Source organism: Rothia sp. P100 (assembly GCF_023712425.1).
GTDB lineage: Bacteria > Actinomycetota > Actinomycetes > Actinomycetales > Micrococcaceae > Rothia > Rothia endophytica.
In genome coordinates this window covers 286,307-303,973 of sequence record NZ_JAMAYG010000004.1, presented here as the reverse complement: position 1 = coordinate 303,973, position 17,667 = coordinate 286,307, and the positions used below count along the sequence as shown (strand labels likewise).

Sequence of the window (17,667 nt, the reverse complement as noted above, 5' to 3'; positions counted from 1 at the left end):
CTATTCTCCCTCTTCCACTAGTTCTAGTAGCTGGGCTGAATTGAGCCGCTGGTCGGCGTCCGCCAGTCCATCAATCATTTGCATCCCATCCTCTTTCAAAACCGCCGAGGGGTCATGGTCATCCTGCTCATCAGGCCAACGGAAGCGATCAGCCAGATGACCGTCCCAGGTCATCACCCGGTAAGCATGAAGACAACCAGTGTGATTAGACAAGTGCTGAGCTAGAGCCTGGGGGCCCGTGCCCACCGCCTCCGCTAGCTCCTGGTAGTTGGTCCAAGTGCCGTAAGGCAGCGCCTCCAAAATTGAATGGGTCAGGGACCAGTCAAAAGTATGACGATCAGAGCTGGAATAACGCTCAATTACCTCCTGATCCACCGCGGGGTAGCCCCACATCTTCACAGCCTTAGCCGAGAGATCACTGGCGCGCTGTTCAATATCTGCCTGGCTCCATGTGGTGCGCTCACGCAAGAACTGGTTGAGGCGCAAGGGGCTCTCCTTAAAGCCACCCTTCATCTCCCGCTTCTCAGCGAAAGAACGGTTGGAGTACTCAGGGTTATAGCCCGTTAGCGTTAGGTTGCCCAGGGTATGCAAGAAGGAGCGGTGAACCTCTTCCCAATTATCCCCCAGCTCAGCCTTCCATTCCGGAGTAACCTTCTGCGGCATAATATGCTCCACTGTGTACTGGGCAGTAGGCACCACCTCTTTACTATCAAAGTTCTCTAGCTTGTGCAGAAGATAGTTCCTCTTTTTATGGAAGTACAGTTGCTCGCTCTCCAGCTTTTCAACGAACTCCTCGTCATTGGGGAACCTGCGGTAATCAGGCAAAGACAACAAGTAGCCCAAAACAGAAGCTGCATAGTCCTCAGGGTTCACCCGGTGCACCAGGGTATTAAAAGTTTTATTGAGGCTGTTCGTGGGAATACCGCAGATATTACGCCTTAACAGATAGGAAATCAGGGCATCCAGCACCTGCACAAAATCACTATGAGAAAGCCGTTGGCTCTCGTAATCCGAATACAAACGCAACTGGAAGGGGTAGGCAACCGTAGCCAGCTGCTCCACCTCATCAAAACGCTGCTTCAGCTGCGGGTCTCGCTCCACACCAAATGCCATGTTTGAGAAGTAGGTCGAAAATACGTACAGGTCAGCGACCAGCTTCTCTTTCCACGCCGGGTCAGATGAATCCGACCCAAAAGCAAACTCCTTGTAGGCCTCATACACATCATCAAGGCGCGGAATCTTGCGGGTCTTCATAGTCAAATAGTGGCGCACGAACTCATCAAACCGGCGCTCACCGTGTTCTGCAAAAACACGTTCCATGGGGTACCAGTAATCGTTATACAACCGAGCCTGAAGCCCCTGGGCAAGGTCCATTAACACAAAGTTACGAATCAGATCAGCCTGGGTCAGCTTCTTCCCCGTTGCGTTCATTGACTCAAAAACTAGCTGGGGGTCATCCTGCCCCCTCGACAGCTTAACGTCAACAACAACCAGCTTATTCAAGCCCTCGCACAAGGTTTTCAACCCAGCATCATCCAGAGCAGCAATTTGTTCGACAAAGTACCTAAAATTCACGGTCACGCGAGAGTCTTCCTCAAAAGGCTCAAGGTCTTTGATGACCCGCTGTAGGGCGTCTTTGTCACGGTTCGTCAGAGTCAGCTTGAAGAATTCATCGCCTTCTTCATACACATTAGTAAGGTACTTACCGCGAATTTTCTGAGACGAAAAACCTTCCACGGGCTCCTGCTGACCTGGTGGAAGCTGCTGCAGGTGGGAAGCTAAAGCGGCAAGCACTAAAGTAACGGTAGTGACTCGTTGCTGACCATCAATCAGTAAGTCCGGTTCTTTAGCAGTATTAGAACCCTGGTCACGTTCAATGTACACAATGGAGCCAGTAAAGTGATTCGTCAAAGAATCCCTGGAGCCAGCCCTCATCATGTCTTTCCACAGCTGGGCACACTCATCTTTACCCCAGGAATACACGCGCTGGTAGATAGGAACAACAAAGCGTTCGCTCTTCTTCAGCAAATCCAAGAGGTTGGTATCTACAGCTTTCATTACTTACCGCTTTCCAACTCAGCCACAATAGCGTCAATTTCTGTGCGAAGCACCGCCTGGCGGGCAACAATCTGCTCAATCTCAGCGTTCAGAGCCACGATATCTACCACCTCGCGGGTGTCCTCAGCCTCAACGTAAGAAGACACCGACAGGTTGTAGTCGTTCTCAGCAATCGTGCTGTTATCAACCAGCTGAGCAAAATGAGCATCGTCCTCGCGCTGCGCGAGCGCACCCAAAATCTTTGCCCGGTGCACCTCAGTAATCGTATTCTTGTTGCCCGACCGCTCAAAGAGTGCCGATGCGTCAACAAAGAGGGTCTTGTTGTCCTTCTTAGACTTCTTCAACACGATGATGCAGGTGCCAATAGTGGTGCCAAAGAAGAGATCAGGTGGCAGCTGAATAACAGCGCTCACATAATTACCGTCAATCAGGTACTTACGAATCTTTGCTTCAGCACCCCCGCGGTAGAGCACGCCGGGGAACTCAACGATGGCAGCGGTGCCATTCTCAGCCAGCCAGTGCAGAATGTGCATGGTAAATGCCAAGTCAGCCTTTGACTTGGGTGCCAGCACACCAGCAGGAGCAAAACGGGGGTCGTTAATGAGCAGGGGGTTAGCGTCACCCTCCCACTTGACCGAATAGGGTGGGTTAGAAACAATCGCTTCAAACGGCTCAATATCGGTGTGCACCGGGTCAAGCAGAGTATCACCGTGGGCAATGTCGAACTTCTCAAAGTTCAAATCATGCAAGAACATGTTGATGACTGCAAGGTTGCGGGTGGTCAGGTTAATTTCCTGCCCAAAGAACCCCTCTTTGACGTTTTCTTTACCCAGCACCTTGGCAAACTTCAAAAGCATGCCGCCCGAACCGCAGGCAGGGTCGTAGACCTTATTGACGGTTTTCTTTCCGTCCACCGCGATATGCGCCAGCAGTTCAGAGACTGACTGCGGGGTGTAGTACTCACCGCCAGACTTACCCGCGCTGGATGCGTACATGCCCATCAGATACTCGTAGGCATCGCCGAAAGTATCGTTGTGGGATTCTGCGTAGCGTCCAAGCTTGAAATTGCCCACCTCGTTGAGCAGCTTTAACAGCAGACCGTTACGCTTTGAAACGGTCGAACCCAGCTTATTGCTATTGACGTCGAGATCATCAAATAGGCCACGAATCTTATTATCTTCTTCAAGAAGAACCCCAGTTGCTGACGCCTCAATGCTACGGAAGACCTCCTGCAACTCTTCGTTGAGGTTTTCGTTATTGAGGTTGGCGCGAGCGCGCACATTCTCAAAGAGGTGCTCGGGCAGAATGAAGAAGCCCTTTTCACGGACCACATCCTGTATTTCTTCGGGGTTAGCAGCAACATCAACGTTGCTCATAGAAGCGTAACCGCTTTCCCCCTCAGCCAAATCGCTGTCCAGGTAGTCCGTGAGGTTCTCCGAAATAAACCGGTAGAACATAATCCCCAAGACGTACTGTTTGAAGTCCCACCCGTCCACGCTACCGCGCAAATCATTGGCAATCTTCCACAGCGCTCGGTGCAATTCAGCCCGCTCAATATTTTGACTCATAGGTCTATTTTTTCCTTAATGCGCAGTTCTATCCTGCGCTCATCATAACTTTTTACAAACTTGTATGAGGCTACCACCGCACATAGAAAAGCTGTGCCTGCAAAAGATCGGCATCATACGAATGCCTGAGAACCCTTTGACGCTTAGTTCTAAGAACTCACAGCTCATTCAGATAGCAGATTAAGTAGTGTGGAGCGCCTACAGCGCAATCAATCAGCACGCCAACCAAGAGTTTGCCTGACACTGGTATAGAGATTACCTTGCTGATAGAGACCCAAACCGTTCATAGGGCGGCGCACTACTAACCGGTTCCGCCCACGGCGGCACGCCTCAGCCACATCCCAGCTGCGCTTCGCCCCCACATCCTGCGCTGTCTCTCTCACCCAAAAAGAATACCCCCGCACGCCCTCTCTTCGACCGGAAATAAACACTGGGTAGAAGAGAGAAAGTACGGGGGGGGTAAGTTAGCGCTAGGACGCTGTCAGCAGCTAGGTGCTCTAAATGTCGTTACCGGTCTTCTTAGTGACCTTACTGCGCAGGGTCAGCAGCAACATGAGCACCAGCACTGCGTAGAGCGTGATGACGATGGGGCCACTGAAGAGCACCGAGAAGTCACCGCTGGAGGAGGTCAGAGCATCACGCAGGCTGGTTTCAGCCAGCGGGCCCAGCACCATACCAATGATCAGCGGTGCCAGCGGGTAGTCATTCATGCGCATCAAGAAACCCAATAAACCGATACCCAGCAACAGCAAGAGATCAAAAGTAGAGGATGAGGTGGCGTAAATACCCAGCCCACAAAAGACCGTAATCCCCGCATAGAGGTAGGGCGCAGGAATCAGCAACAGCTTAGCCCAGAGCATCGCAAACGGCAGGTTAATCGCCAGCAACACCACCATAGCGATGAAGAAGCTAGCCAGCAGCGCCCAAACCAGCTCCGGCGAACGCTCAAAGAGCAGGGGGCCAGGTTGCAGACCGTACTGGCGGAAGGCCGCCAGCATGATCGCAGCCGTTGCAGAGATGGGCAGACCCAGCGCCAACAAAGCACCCATGGCCATACCGGTGGTTGCGTTACCTGCCGCCTCAGGGGCAGCAAGACCACGGATGGCGCCCTTGTCACCGAACTGGGGGTTCTTGCGGCGACGGTCCAGCTTACGCTCGGTGCCGTAGGCCAAGAAGGTAGGGATATCTGCACCACCGGCAGGGATGATGCCGAAGGGCAGACCAATCAGGGTACCGCGCCCCCAAGCAGGGGCTGCTTCTTTGAACTCTGCGCCGGTCAGCCAAGCACGGCCTTTGGGTCGAATAATCTTTCCCTCTTCTTGGTGGCGGGCAACCGAAGCGCTGTAGAACACCTCGCCCAGGGCCAGAATCGCTACGGTCACGGTGACCAGGGAAATACCGTCAAAGAGATAGTTGGAGTCCATGGTGAAACGGGGAATACCAGTCACGCCATCGATGCCCACCACAGCCACACCTAAACCAAGAGCCAGTGAGAGCAAACCCTTGACCGCAGAGTCGGTTACCACTGAGGACGTCGCTGCGAAAGCAAAGATGGCGAGCGCCAGGTATTCTGCTGGGCCGAATTTGGTGGAGAAGTCTGCCAGCACGGGTGCCAGGAAGACCACGAGAATAGAGGAAATGAAACCACCGATGAAGGCACCAATAGCAGCTACCGCTAGAGCCTGGGCGGCGCGTCCGTTTTTGGCCATGCGATGCCCCTCAAAGGTGGAGGCAATCGCAGAAGCCTGGCCGGGGGTGTTCATCAGAATACCCATGGTGGAATCACCGAAAAGACCGCCGAAGTAAACACCGGCGAACATGATAAAGGCGGCTGTGGGTTCAAGGGCGAAGGTGACGGGCAGCAGCAGAGCCACCGCCATCGATGAACCCAACCCGGGCATGACGCCCACGGCGGTGCCCAGCAAACAGCCAATGAGCACCCACAGCAAATTTTGCAGGGTGAAAGCGCCGGCAAAGCCGTCGGCCAGCAGTGAGAGAGCGTCCACTAGAAACCGCCTCCTAGAATTCCAGAGGGGAGGTTGAGCCCTAGCCCCATGTCAAAAGCGATGTAGGCCAGTGAGCTGACGGTTAGCCCTACGATGAGTGCCATCAGAGGGTTTTTGGCCCCGAATCCGCGGGCAACGCACCAGAAGAGCAGGCCAGCGCCGATGACCCAGCCCAAATATTCGAGGGTGAGGGCAAAGAAGAGGAAGCCTCCAACGGCCCAGGCAAGGGAACGAATATCCACGCGGGTAATGACGTCCTCGTGGGCTGCTGCAGCGGGGTCTCCATCGCGGTAGGTGCCTGAGCTTTCCACCGTCTGCAGAGTATCCGATGTGCGGTGTTTTCTGATCACAGCAAAGATGTCAGCCAGTGCCAGTACGTAGAGCACGGCGGTAATAATCGCCGGGAAGAAACGGGGGCCAGGGAAGGCTACAGAATCGGGCACCGTCATCGTGAGCATGCCGACCAAAAGGTAGGTAGCCAGGGCAATAATCAGCAGGGGCATGCTGAGATCCCTCATCATGTGAGCCCTGTTCTGACGGGCACTGAGTGTTTCAGCCACGACTAGACCCCCAAACTTTCATAGAGGGAGCTAATGCGCTCTTTTTCCTCTTCCAAGAAGACATCAAGTTCATCGCCCGTGATGACGCGTTCGGCCCAGTTATAGCGCCCTACCGCCGTTGACCATTCTTCGGTTTCGACCGTTTCAAGCACGATATCGGTTAGCTCTGCCTCTTCTTCAGCGGTCAGCCCACCTGGGGCAGCCAGGAGGCGCCAGTTGGAGAGGGTCACGTCATAACCCTGCTCCACGGTGGTGGGAATGTCCACGCCTTCAAAGCGTTCCTTAGAGACCAGGCCTAGAGCACGCAGACGACCCGATTCCACCTGGTCGATGGAGTCAGAGAAGCCAGAGGCTGCAGCCTGGACCGTGCCATTCAGCAGGGCCGCAGTCACTTCACCGCCGCCGTCCGAGGATACGAACACCATCTCTTTGGGGTCCACACCCGCCGAGGTAGCCAACTCTGTGGCTACCAGACGGTCAAAGGAGCCGCCACCACTCCACGGCACTGAAGCAGGGTCAGCCGCCCACGCAGTCATGAGTTCTTCAAGGCTCTGGTAGGGAGAGTCAGCCGGAACGACTACCATGTTGTACTCTTCAACGGTGATTGCTAGAGGGGTGATATCTGCATAAGTGGTATCTGTGTCGTACTGGATGGTGGCAGCCAGCTGACCGGTGCCACCGACCATGAGGGTGCTGGGGTCACCTTCAAGATTGGCAAGGTTCCCCAGCGCAATGGTGCCACCGGCACCGGGCATGTTGACCACCTGGGTGTTATTAACGATGCCGTTGGCCCGCTGTGCCTGCTGCATTTCACGGGCGACGGTATCCCAGCCACCACCGGCACCTGCCGGGGCCACAATCGTCATAGAGGTGCGTAAGCTATCGCCCTGGTGGGCTGAGGCAAAAGATCCAACGGTGGCTGTGCCAATTGCACCAACAGCAATAATTGCTCCGAGGATTTTAAATAGGGGCGACTTTTTTGAAGGCTCAGCGCGGTGAATCCCAACGCTAGCTGGGGTATCCTGCGTACCGTTTGAGGTAGCCCAGGGCGGGGTAACGTCACCGCCTTGAGCAGGGTTTTGATGTGAACTCATCATGCTCCGTGGATTATGTGAATGACCAGGGTAATTAAAAACATTGTGACTCACCCTACATCATTACTTGTTCTGCGTCACATCATCTAATGCACTCCCACCTGACGAGATGTTGAGCCTACACCACACCCACACATTCCCTGATCGGCAATCACTCGCTACAATGCGAGTATGATGGGTCACACTACGATTGGAGTTGTATGAGCATTCTTCTAGCCCTGACCGCCACCGAACCCGGAGAAGCAGCCCGCCTCTATGCCATTGAGCGAGCCCAGGAGACCGGCGAATCCCTCGTTATTTGCCCTCTGGACGGCAGCGAGCCTGCAGACTTCAACTTTGAAGGTCTGGTCTACACCGTTGAAACCGAGGTGCACCGCAGCCGCGATGCTGTGGGCGATCTGATTGACGCAGTGGAGCGCGTCAAACCCCTCTTTGTAGTGGTGGGCGTACGACGCCGCAGCCCGGTGGGCAAGATGCTGCTGGGCTCAGCAGCACAACGTATCATTCTTGAAGCTAACGCCCCGGTGGTAGCGGTCAAGCCCGCCAATTAAAACCTTCTGAGACCAGCGCCCCGTGCAGTCCGTGTACAAGAAAACTTCACTGGCATGAAGTAAGAACCTGCCAGTGAAGTTTTCTTTTACAGCATAGGTCAATGAGGAGCTTATGCCACTTTTGTCAGAGGTGCGCTATTTCTTTTCGCGCCCAAAAGCCAGGGAGGCCAGCACGGTAGCACCGGTGACGGCACAGACAGCGGGCCAGGGGCCAATCTTCTTGTGCAGCACGTGGGAGTAGCCAAAGCCGCCCAGGTAGACAGCGGTCAAGGCTGCAGCGGTGCAGGTTCCTGCGTTTTCCTGCCACCCTTTGAAAGCAGCTACGCCACCGGCGGCAAGGGCAACACCGCCCAGGGCACGCACCTCGGTGAGGCGGGCTACCTTATAGCCACCCGTCAGCCCGGCAGCGGCAGCAACGGTGGGGATCAAAACGTTCATGAGGTTCTCCTTCGATACAGCGGGGTCAGATTCCAGATTACCCCTCCGTCAGACCATATGAAGCTAGGTAGGCCTGGGGGTTACCCGAAAACTCCCTGCCAGAAACCCGCTCTCGGCTAGCGTCCTGCCACTAGATGCGAAAGAATGGTAAGCAGACAAACTAACCCACCGCACAGATAGATGAAATCAGTGGAAAAACAGAAAACCAATGTTGAGTCCTTCGACCTGGACCACACCAAAGTTGCTGCCCCCTATGTTCGCGTAGCAGGGCGTAAGGAGCTACCCGGGGGGGATACCCTCATTAAGTACGATGTGCGCTTCACCCAGCCCAACAAGGGGCACCTGGGCATGAAGGCGGTGCACTCCATCGAGCATATGACCGCCCACCACATGCGCAACCACACCGACGCGCTCATCGACTTCTCCCCTATGGGCTGCCAGACCGGCTTCTACGCCCTCACTCTGGGGATCGAGCCCGCAGACTTCACGCAGATCCTCGCAGCCACCATGCAGGATCTTCTGGACGCCACCGAAGTGCCTGCAGCTAACGAGGTGCAGTGCGGTTGGGGTGCTAACCACTCACTTGAAGAAGCCCAGACAGCTGTTGCAGCCTTCCTGGACCGCAAGGATGAGTGGGAAGAGGTCATGGCCTCATGAATTCCTTGCTACCCCAGGAATTCGCCACCGCGGTCATCGTTCAGGTGGCTATGGACGAAGAGGCTGCTCCCTTCCTTGAACTGACCGAGCCCGCCGCCGATGATTTTGGCGTGGGCGTCGCTCAGTTCTACCCCCGCACCCTGAATACCGCAGGTACCACCCAGCCGGTTCTGCTGGTCCGCTCAAAAATTGGTCTGGTCAATGCGGCTACCGCACTAACCACTGCACTGGGGCTGGTCTCCCACCCCGCCGCCGTCCTCTCAGCTGGCACCGCAGGTGGCCTGCACACCAGCATCAACGTGGGTGACATTGTAGTCGGCGCCGACTACACCTACACTGACGCGGACGCCACCGCCTTTGGCTATGAGTACGGGCAGGTGCCCGGTATGCCCGCACGCTACCAGGCGAGCGAGTCGCTGCTGGAGCAGGCGCAGGCTGCGGCCCAGGTCTACACCGGTGAAGGCCAGGTGCGTTATGGCACCATGCTGGCAGGTGGCTCGTTCGTTACCGCCCACAACGTTAAGAACACCCGCGAGATCTTCCCCGAGGCACTGTCCACTGACATGGAAACCACCGCGCTGGCCCAGATCTGCGTTTCTCGCGATCTGCCCTTTATCTCGGTGCGCGGCGTCTCTGATCTGTGCGGCCCGGCCGCTGACCAGGACTTCCATATGGACGCCCCCATCGTTGCTGCGCGGAGCGCTCAGCTCGTAACAGCCCTTATTAATACCCCCGCCTAGGAAAAGAGAGACACTATGAATAAGCACACTTTGCGCGACGGCAACGAAATCCCCCAGCTGGGTCTGGGCACCTACCCCATGACTGACGCTCAGGCTGAGGTGGCAGTTTCTGAGGCTATTGCTCGCGGCTACCGCCTGATTGACACTGCCGTTAATTACGAAAATGAGACCGGCGTGGGCCGCGGCGTGCTGCGCTCAGGTACCGACCGTGGCGATATCTTCGTGCAGTCCAAGCTGCCCGGGCGTGATCACGGCTATGAAGGTGCCATGCGTTCCATCGAGGGGACCCTGGAACGGATGGGCCTGGACTATCTGGATGCCTACCTGATTCACTGGCCCAACCCCTCCCAGAACCTCTACGTGGATACCTGGCGAGCGCTCATCAAGTTGCAGGAGGAGGGCACCGTCAAAAGCATTGGTGTCTCTAACTTCCTCCCGGAGCACATTGACCGTCTGATAGAGGAAACCGGTGTAACCCCAGCGATCAACCAGATTGAGCTGCACCCTTACTCCCAGAAGAAGGATTGGGCTGCGTACAATACCGACCACGCGATCTTGACCCAGTGCTGGTCACCGCTGGGGCGTAAGACCGATATGCTGAAGAACGCCGTGCTGGCGGGTATCGCAGCTGAGGTTGGTAAGAGCGTGGCGCAGGTAATTCTGCGCTGGGAGGTGCAGAACAGCTACCTTCCCATCCCTAAGTCCTCTAACACTGAGCGGATGGAAGCTAACCTGGATGTCTTCAGCTGGGAGCTGACAGACGACCAGATGGACGCCATTACCGCCCTCGAAGCGGGTGTGGGCAGGGGCTTTGACCCCAACACCCACGAAGAAATGTAAAAACCTTCTTTACGTAAAAAGCCGCCCCGTCTGTCCTTTCTAAGGATGCGCGGGGCGACTTTTTGTGCTGAATTCCCGGAGGGAATGGGTAAGGCCGAACCTAGACGCCGAGGACTTCTGAGGCGCGGGCGACATCCAGGTTCATCTGTTCGATAAGCGCTTCAACGCCGGTGTAGGCGACCATGCCACGCAGGTAGTCCACGAATTCTAGGGTGATGTGTTGGCCATAGAGGTTGAAGGCTTCTACTGCTTCTTGGGGGCGTCCGATGACGTGCGCTTCGACCTGGCGGCAGGTGATTCCTTCGAAGGTGGGGTTAGTGCCCACGGAGATTGCAACGGGGTGGCGGGTACCTGCCTCGTCAGTGAGCCAGCCGGCGTAGACGCCGTCTGCTGGTACAAGGCCGGTGGAATCGGCGTCCATGTTAGCGGTGGGGAAACCGAGTTCGCGGCCGCGGGCTGCACCGTGAACGACTTCGCCGTGCATAAAGTGGTTTCGTCCCAGAATTTCAGCGGCTTGGGCCACTTTGCCCTCGGTGAGCAGTGAGCGGATACCGGTAGATGAACAGCGGTGGGTTCCATCTGCTAGGAGGTCCTCAACCACGATGACGTCAAACCCGTACTGTTGGCCGAGCTCTTTCATAGTGTTGAGGTCCCCGGAGTTACCGGCGCCAAAGCGGACATCATCACCGATGACGACGTAGCGGGCGTTCAGCGCTTCAACAAAGGTGCGGCGTACAAACTCATCGGGGCTCTGGGCTGCGAAGTCCAGGTTGTAGTGAAGGAGCAGGTAGACATCGATACCGAGGGAGTCCATGATGCGCTGGCGGGAATCCTGGTCCATGATTTCCACATGATGCCCGGCGGGGTTGTGGACCACAGCAGGGTGGGGATCAAAAGAGACGGCAACGGAGGTGAGCCCGTGGTGCTGAGCAGTCTCTGCCAGGGTTGAGAGCACCTTTTGGTGACCGATATGTACGCCATCGAAGTTGCCGATGGTGACCACGGTGGGGCCAAAGCCAGCGGGGACCTGGGCAAGGTCGGTATAGCGCTTCACGGTACTCCTTGGGGTGTCTTGCTCGTGTCTATGATACGCGGTTTGCTGTTGGCCCGCACACGCAACGCCTGGTTTACGCGTTGACCCAAACGGGCCTGGTGTTGAGCAGCCACCAGAGCCCTACCATGGGCAGGACGAGGGGGATGTATCCGTAGCCAGAGCCGAAGTGGGACCACACCGAGGCAAGTTCGAAGTGCTGGGGCTGGATGTAGCTGAAGATACCTACCAAGATGACGCCTGCCATCTCGATGCCCACCGCTCCCAGGGACACTTTCCAGGCCCCCTCCCCCTTCTTGGCGAGAGCGATGGTCGCAACCAGGTAAATCAGGGCTGAGATAGCCGAGAGAGTAATGGACAGCGGCGCCTCGTCAAATTTGCGGATGACCTGGTAGAGGGAACGCGCCCCTGCAGAGAGTGTAAAGACAGCATAGACCACGACCAGAAGGCGACCAAACCCGCTGGTCTTCTTGTCGAGAGTTGCTGTTGATGACTGTTCCATTATTTTCCTCAGTGATAGCGGGGGTTCGCGTCTAGCAACTGACTTTTAGTAGTAGTACCAGAGCATGTTCATGCGGTGCAGCATGATAATAAGTACTGGCCCGGTCAGTCCGAGGACCAGGGTGGACCAGCGGCTGCGTTCGGTGAGCGACCAGATGAAGGTGCCGGCTGGGATGATCATGGCGGTGATGAGGTAGCCGTAGAATTCTAGCCAGTCGCCGCTGGGCCCGTCGGTGAGGGCCTGCATGATGATGGAACCGACCAGGTAGATCATCAAGAAGGCTTCGAGTACGAGCACAGAGCCTTGTGAGTAGTCGTCGGGGGCAGCACCGCGCAGGAACTGGAAGATGCAGATGGCGAAGCTGAGGGTTGAGAGCACTAGGCATGCCCAGAACCAGAGGTCAAGGCCAGCGATCATGCAGGGTTCTCCTCAAAGGTTTTGCCTGATTCGAAGACCAGGATGGGGCTGGCGACGTCCTCGCGTTTCCAGCGGGTGTTCTCAATCAGGGCGACGAGCGTGCCATCAGGAGCGAAGGCGGCGCTGATACCGGCGGTGGTGGGCTTGTCGTGCCCACCCTTGCTACCGGCCTGTTGGTGATTCGGTGAGGACGCCGGGGTGTGCTCGGTGGTCACCGGGCTGGGGCTGATGCGCCTGCCATTCGACAGATCGGTTGCCTCCGTTGCGGTGAGCAGACGTTCGGTAAAGAGCCTGCGGGTTGCTTCTTCGATGGGTAGCAGGGGCACTGCCTGTTCAGCTTCCCGTCCCGCAATGAGGGCATCAAGGCTGTAGGCATCCTCCACCGATATCTCGCCGATAGCGGTGCGGCGCAGTTGAGTCAGGTGAGCACCCACACCCAAAGCAGCGCCCAGGTCGCGTGCCAGGGCACGGATGTAGGTGCCGGCTGAGCAGGTGACGGTCGCAGCCACATCCAGCACGCTAGCGGTGACCGTCTCGGTTGAGGTAGCTGCGCCGTCCTCGTCGGTTTGAAGCACGCGTTCTACCTGTACGGTCTGAGGGGTCACCGAGTGAACCTCAAAACTGTGCACGGTGATGGGGCGGGCATCCAGTTGAACGTCCTCGCCGGAGCGTACCCTGGCGTAGGAGCGCACACCGTTAACCTTGATGGCTGAAACGGATGAGGGCACCTGCTCGATTGCGCCGGTAAGCTTCGCTACCTGCTCAGCAATCATGTCCTCGGTGATGGAATCAACCGCAACTGTGCTGGCAACCTCAGTGATATCACCTTCGGCGTCATCAGTCACGGTGCTCAGCCCCAGGCGCATGACGGTGGTGTAGGTCTTGGTCTCCCCCACCACCCAGGTCAGCAGCTTGGTTGCTTTGTTGACGCCCAGAATAAGTACCCCGGTTGCCATCGGGTCCAGTGTGCCTGCATGGCCTACCTTGCGGGTGCCAGCAATCCACCGCATTTTTGATACCACGTCGTGGCTGGTCATCCCTGCGGGTTTATCAACAACAATGAGCCCCGATGGGCCGGTCGCACTTTTCTTCGCCACGTTTACTTACGCTTCGTCGTCTTCTTCGGTCTTGTAGGCATCTGCACCTGCGACGTAGTCAGCGCCTTCTGCGGTGGCGGCGATTTCGGCGTCGCGTTCTTTAGTCTTGCGCAGTAGGTCCTCAATGTGGGCGGCGTTAACCGGCACCTCGTCGGGCACGAAGGTGAGGGTGGGGGTCAGGCGGGCGGTGATGTTCTTACCGACCTCTGAGCGCAGGACGCCCTTGGCGCTTTCTAGAGCAGCAGCGGTTGCCTTCTGCTCCTCGGCGTCCCCAAATACGGTGTAGTAAACGGTGGCGTGCTGAAGGTCGTTGGTCACGCGGGCGTCGGTGACGGTGATGAACCCTAGTCGGGGGTCTTTGATACGGCGTTCTAGTGCCTGAGCGACGATGACCTTAATGCGGTCAGCGAGCCGGGCGGCGCGGGCTGGATCAGCCATGAGTTTTCTCCTTGTAAGAAGGTCTGCGGCTTTTCTCCATAACACAGCAACTGCCGGAGCAGCGGCGGTGCTTAGTCTTGTGAGAAAGCCTCGAAGTTTGTTCTCTATAAATTCTAATGGGGGTGGGGTGGCCGCTGTGCGACCACCCCACCCCCATCATCGGGTGCCTAACCGGTGGGGTTAGGCACCGGTACCCTTAGGGAAGGCTTAGACGCGGGGCTTTTCCTTCATCTCCCAGGTCTCGATGATGTCGCCGTCCTTGATGTCGTTGAAAGACCCAAGACCGATACCACATTCGAAGCCCTCGCGGACCTCGGTGGCGTCGTCCTTGAAGCGGCGCAGTGACTCAATCTTGAGGTTGTCTGCAACCACAGCGCCGTCGCGGACCAGACGAGCGTTGGTGTTTCGCTTGATGGTGCCGCTGCGGACGATTGAACCGGCGATGCTGCCCCACTTGGAGGAGCGGAAGACCTCGCGTACTTCAGCTGAGCCGAGCTCAACTTCTTCGTACTCGGGCTTGAGCATACCCTTGACGGCTGCTTCGACCTCTTCGATGGCGCGGTAGATGACGGAGTAGAACTTCATTTCTACGCCTTCTCGGTCAGCCAGTTCTGCCACGCGTTCTGCGGGGCGGACGTTGAAGCCGATGATCACTGCGTTATCGACGGTTGCCAGGTTGACGTCGTTCTGGGTGATTGCACCTACGCCGCGGTGGATGACGCGCAGCTGAACTTCGTCGCCGCCAGCCTCGATCTTCATGAGGGATTCTTCCAGTGCTTCAACAGCACCGGAGACGTCGCCCTTGATGATGAGGTTGAGGGTGTCCATCTTGCCTTCAGCCACTGCGGCATCGAAGGATTCGAGGGTGACGCGCTTGCGGCGCTTAGCCAGCTGGGCGTTGCGGTCTGCTGCTTCACGCTTTTCAGCGATCTGACGGGCGGTACGCTCTTCTTCGGTCGCCAGGAAGGTGTCACCTGCGCGGGGCACGGTGGACAGACCCAGAACCTGGACGGGACGTGAGGGGCCAGCTTCTTCAACGCTGGTGCCCTTATCATCGAACATAGCGCGGACGCGACCGTGAGCTGCACCGGCGACAATAGCGTCACCGACGCGCAGAGTACCTGACTGGACGAGCACGGTAGCAACTGCACCGCGACCCTTGTCCAGGTTGGCTTCAATGGCAACACCGCGGGCTTCCTTGTTGGGGTTAGCCTTGAGTTCCAGAGCACCGTCTGCGGTGAGGCAGACAGCTTCGAGGAGCTCAGTGATGTTGAGGCCCTGACGTGCTGAAACGTCAACGAACATGGTGTCGCCACCGTATTCTTCGGGGATCAGACCGTATTCGGTGAGCTGACCGCGGATCTTCTCCGGGTTAGCGCCTTCCTTATCGATCTTATTGACGGCCACCACGATCGGCACTTCTGCTGCCTGGGCGTGGTTCAGGGCTTCAACGGTCTGGGGCATGACGCCGTCGTCCGCTGCGACAACCAGGATGGCGATGTCGGTGACCTTGGCACCACGGGCACGCATAGCGGTGAAGGCTTCGTGACCGGGGGTGTCAATGAAGGTCAGCGCACGGTCTTGGCCGTCAACCTCGGTGTGAATCTGGTAAGCACCGATGTGCTGGGTAATGCCGCCAGCTTCACCGTCGATGACGTTAGTGTTGCGCACAGCATCTAGCAGGCGGGTTTTACCGTGGTCAACGTGACCCATAACGGTCACTACGGGCGGGCGGAATTCGAGCACGTCGTCGTTTTCGCCTTCAGCTTCAGCTTCAAGGTCGATGTCGAAGGATTCGAGCAGCTCGCGCTCTTCGTCTTCGGGGGAAACGATCTTGATGACGTAACCGAGTTCAGCACCGAGCAGTTCGAAGGTTTCTTCGTCCAGTGACTGGGTCTGGGTTGCCATTTCACCCAGGTGGATGAGAACGGTTACCAGTGCCGCTGCATTTGCGCCTATTTTCTCGGAGAAGTCCATGAGGGAGGCGCCGCGGCGCAAGCGAATCTCGGTGGTACCGTCACCGTGAGGTACGGCAACGCCACCAACAGTCGGCTGACGCAGCTGCTCTTCACGACGCAGAGCTGACTTAGTCTTGCCCTTCTTGCGCTTACCACCACCGCGGCCGAATGCACCCTGTGCATTGCCGCGGCCTGCAGGGCCACCACCTGGGCGACCGGGGCCACCACCGGGGCGACCGGGGCCACCACCACCGCGACGGGGGCCGTTGCCGCCGCCTGCGGGAGCACCAGCGCCACCGCGAGCACCGACATTGCCGCTCATCTTGGTGGGCATCATGTTGGGTGAGGGGCGGTTGCCACCTGCACCGCCGCCTGCGGGGCGGGGAGCGCGGTTATCTGCACCTGCACCTGCGGGGCGGGGTGCGCGATTATCGGCACCTGCGCCTGCGGGGCGGGGAGCGCGGTTATCTGCACCGGCAGGACGCGCGTTGCGTCCACCTGCGGGGCGGGGAGCGCGGTTGTCTGCACCAGCAGGACGGGGACCACCGTTACCTGCGGGGCGGGGTGCGCCGCCGCGGGGGTTACGTCCACCTGCGGGACGCGGACCACCGGTACGGCCTTCACCGCGTTCGCCACGCTCGGGGCGGTCGCCGCGCTTACCCATACCCTGTGAGGTTGAGAAGGGGTTGTTGCCGGGGCGGGGGCCGGGCTTACCTGCGGGCTTGGGAGCTGCAGGCTTAGGTGCACCGGGCTTAGGAGCAGATGCCTGCATGCCCTGTGAGGTTGAGAAGGGGTTGTTGCCGGGGCGGGGGCCAGCAGGCTTGCTGGTCTCAGCCTGAGGCTCTGCTGCCTTAGGTGCGGCAGGTGCCGGCTTTTCAGCTTCAGCCTTGGGGGCATCAGCGGGCTTTGCGGCAGGCTTGGGCGCGGCGGGCTTCATGGCACCGGGCTTTGCTGCTGTGGGCCTAGAAGCGCTGGGCTTAGCAGCCTCAGTCTGGGGGGCCGCAGCGGGCTTGGCGTTGGGGAAAGCAGCGCGGAGTTTTTTAACAACCGGTGCTTCGAGGGTTGAAGAAGCACCCTTGACGAATTCGCCAAGTTCTTGCAGCTTTGCTACTGCTTCTTTAGAGGGGATTCCGAGTTCTTTAGCGATCTCGTGAACGCGGGGCTTAGCCACTTTTCTCCTGTTCTGATTCGCACCAGAACAGGCGCGAACCTTCAGTTTATTGGGGGTGGCAGCTCATGGTGAGCTGCGGTGTTGCCGGTGTCTGAGCACAGAAAAGCACTCATTGCGCGGCACTCATCGGGTTTCCATCAGTTTTCTGACTCGCTTTCTTACAAGGTAAGCCGTCAAACTCGTTTGACTTTCTTGGTTCGCCTGGGTCTTACCCCTGAACCGATGTGCAGCATTATGCTGTGATCACCAGTTCATTTGGCTGTACCCGGGTGCGAAAGGCCCTGCTGAACGCGTTCTTTTTGATTGCGAGCGCCAGGCATTCCTGAGTGTGGTGGAGCCATGCTCCCCTACCCGGGTGGTTTTTTGCCGGGTCAAAGGTGAGCCGCGGGGGCTCGCCGTCAACCTTTGCAATTCTGATGAGGTCTGACTGCGCAGCAGTTGCGCGGCAGCCGATACAGGTACGAAGAGGAGTGTGCATGTGCCCCTCCTTTTAGTTCTGTTACCAGGACGCTACCGCTTGC

Annotated in this window: 17 protein-coding genes; 4 read left to right on the top strand and 13 right to left on the bottom strand. The window is 57.6% G+C overall.

Going from position 1 to position 17,667, the window contains the following annotated elements; all coding sequences use genetic code 11:
• The 5 genes from M3668_RS10600 to M3668_RS10580 form a co-directional block, all read right to left on the bottom strand.
• Complete coding sequence (locus M3668_RS10600; protein ID WP_251380812.1) at positions 1 to 2,058, bottom strand: DUF262 domain-containing protein; 2,058 nt, start codon at positions 2,056 to 2,058, stop codon at positions 1 to 3.
• On the bottom strand, positions 2,058 to 3,626 hold the full coding sequence (locus tag M3668_RS10595) for a type I restriction-modification system subunit M (protein ID WP_251380811.1): 1,569 nt from the start codon (positions 3,624 to 3,626) through the stop codon (positions 2,058 to 2,060). Before M3668_RS10595 ends, M3668_RS10600 begins: the two co-directional genes overlap by 1 nt.
• A 497-nt stretch (positions 3,627 to 4,123) precedes the next feature.
• Positions 4,124 to 5,632, bottom strand: a complete 1,509-nt coding sequence (locus M3668_RS10590) for a tripartite tricarboxylate transporter permease (protein WP_251380810.1) — start codon at positions 5,630 to 5,632, stop codon at positions 4,124 to 4,126.
• Positions 5,632 to 6,192, bottom strand: a complete 561-nt coding sequence (locus M3668_RS10585) for a tripartite tricarboxylate transporter TctB family protein (RefSeq protein ID WP_251380809.1) — start codon at positions 6,190 to 6,192, stop codon at positions 5,632 to 5,634. Before M3668_RS10585 ends, M3668_RS10590 begins: the two co-directional genes overlap by 1 nt.
• Positions 6,193 to 6,194: 2 nt before the next feature.
• Positions 6,195 to 7,289: a tripartite tricarboxylate transporter substrate binding protein gene (locus M3668_RS10580; protein ID WP_251380808.1), complete on the bottom strand. Its 1,095-nt coding sequence runs from the start codon at positions 7,287 to 7,289 to the stop codon at positions 6,195 to 6,197.
• Between the two features lie 197 nt (positions 7,290 to 7,486).
• Here M3668_RS10580 and M3668_RS10575 point away from each other — a divergent pair, with 197 nt between their 5' ends.
• Positions 7,487 to 7,837, top strand: a complete 351-nt coding sequence (locus M3668_RS10575; RefSeq protein ID WP_251380807.1) for a universal stress protein — start codon at positions 7,487 to 7,489, stop codon at positions 7,835 to 7,837.
• Positions 7,838 to 7,972: 135 nt separating this feature from the next.
• On the opposite strand, the gene M3668_RS10570 is transcribed toward M3668_RS10575, so the two are convergent.
• Positions 7,973 to 8,275: a hypothetical protein gene (locus tag M3668_RS10570; protein WP_251380806.1), complete on the bottom strand. Its 303-nt coding sequence runs from the start codon at positions 8,273 to 8,275 to the stop codon at positions 7,973 to 7,975.
• A 189-nt stretch (positions 8,276 to 8,464) separates the two neighbouring features.
• Between M3668_RS10570 and M3668_RS10565 the strand changes: the two genes are divergently transcribed.
• The 3 genes from M3668_RS10565 to M3668_RS10555 are packed head-to-tail and all read left to right on the top strand — an operon-like array spanning position 8,465 to position 10,512.
• Positions 8,465 to 8,932 carry an S-ribosylhomocysteine lyase gene (locus M3668_RS10565; RefSeq protein WP_251380805.1) on the top strand — a complete coding sequence of 156 codons (468 nt, stop codon included), beginning with the start codon at positions 8,465 to 8,467 and terminating at the stop codon, positions 8,930 to 8,932.
• The gene (mtnN, locus tag M3668_RS10560; protein ID WP_251380804.1) at positions 8,929 to 9,672 is read left to right on the top strand and encodes a 5'-methylthioadenosine/S-adenosylhomocysteine nucleosidase; all 744 of its coding nucleotides are present in this window, start codon (positions 8,929 to 8,931) and stop codon (positions 9,670 to 9,672) included. The genes M3668_RS10565 and mtnN overlap by 4 nt, the downstream gene beginning before the upstream one ends.
• Before the next feature lie 15 nt (positions 9,673 to 9,687).
• Entirely contained in the window at positions 9,688 to 10,512 is an 825-nt protein-coding gene (locus M3668_RS10555; RefSeq protein WP_251380803.1) for an aldo/keto reductase, read from the top strand.
• Positions 10,513 to 10,612: 100 nt separating this feature from the next.
• Here the strand turns inward: M3668_RS10555 and M3668_RS10550 are convergent, their stop codons facing one another.
• From M3668_RS10550 to M3668_RS10520, 7 genes are all read right to left on the bottom strand, one after another.
• Entirely contained in the window at positions 10,613 to 11,566 is a 954-nt protein-coding gene (locus M3668_RS10550) for a bifunctional riboflavin kinase/FAD synthetase (protein WP_251380802.1), read from the bottom strand.
• A gap of 73 nt (positions 11,567 to 11,639) precedes the next feature.
• Positions 11,640 to 12,065, bottom strand: a complete 426-nt coding sequence (locus M3668_RS10545; protein ID WP_251380801.1) for a hypothetical protein — start codon at positions 12,063 to 12,065, stop codon at positions 11,640 to 11,642.
• Between the two features lie 45 nt (positions 12,066 to 12,110).
• The gene (locus tag M3668_RS10540; RefSeq protein ID WP_251380800.1) at positions 12,111 to 12,482 is read right to left on the bottom strand and encodes a hypothetical protein; all 372 of its coding nucleotides are present in this window, start codon (positions 12,480 to 12,482) and stop codon (positions 12,111 to 12,113) included.
• The gene (gene truB, locus M3668_RS10535; RefSeq protein ID WP_251380799.1) at positions 12,479 to 13,579 is read right to left on the bottom strand and encodes a tRNA pseudouridine(55) synthase TruB; all 1,101 of its coding nucleotides are present in this window, start codon (positions 13,577 to 13,579) and stop codon (positions 12,479 to 12,481) included. The genes M3668_RS10540 and truB overlap by 4 nt, the downstream gene beginning before the upstream one ends.
• 6 nt (positions 13,580 to 13,585) lie before the next feature.
• Complete coding sequence (rbfA, locus tag M3668_RS10530; RefSeq protein WP_237203506.1) at positions 13,586 to 14,017, bottom strand: 30S ribosome-binding factor RbfA; 432 nt, start codon at positions 14,015 to 14,017, stop codon at positions 13,586 to 13,588.
• Positions 14,018 to 14,224: 207 nt separating this feature from the next.
• Positions 14,225 to 17,146, bottom strand: coding sequence for a translation initiation factor IF-2 (infB, locus tag M3668_RS10525; RefSeq protein WP_251380798.1), 2,922 nt, complete (start codon positions 17,144 to 17,146; stop codon positions 14,225 to 14,227).
• Between the two features lie 232 nt (positions 17,147 to 17,378).
• A complete protein-coding gene (locus M3668_RS10520; protein WP_251380797.1) occupies positions 17,379 to 17,624 on the bottom strand; it encodes a YlxR family protein in 246 nt (81 codons plus the stop codon).
• Positions 17,625 to 17,667 lie beyond the last annotated feature (43 nt).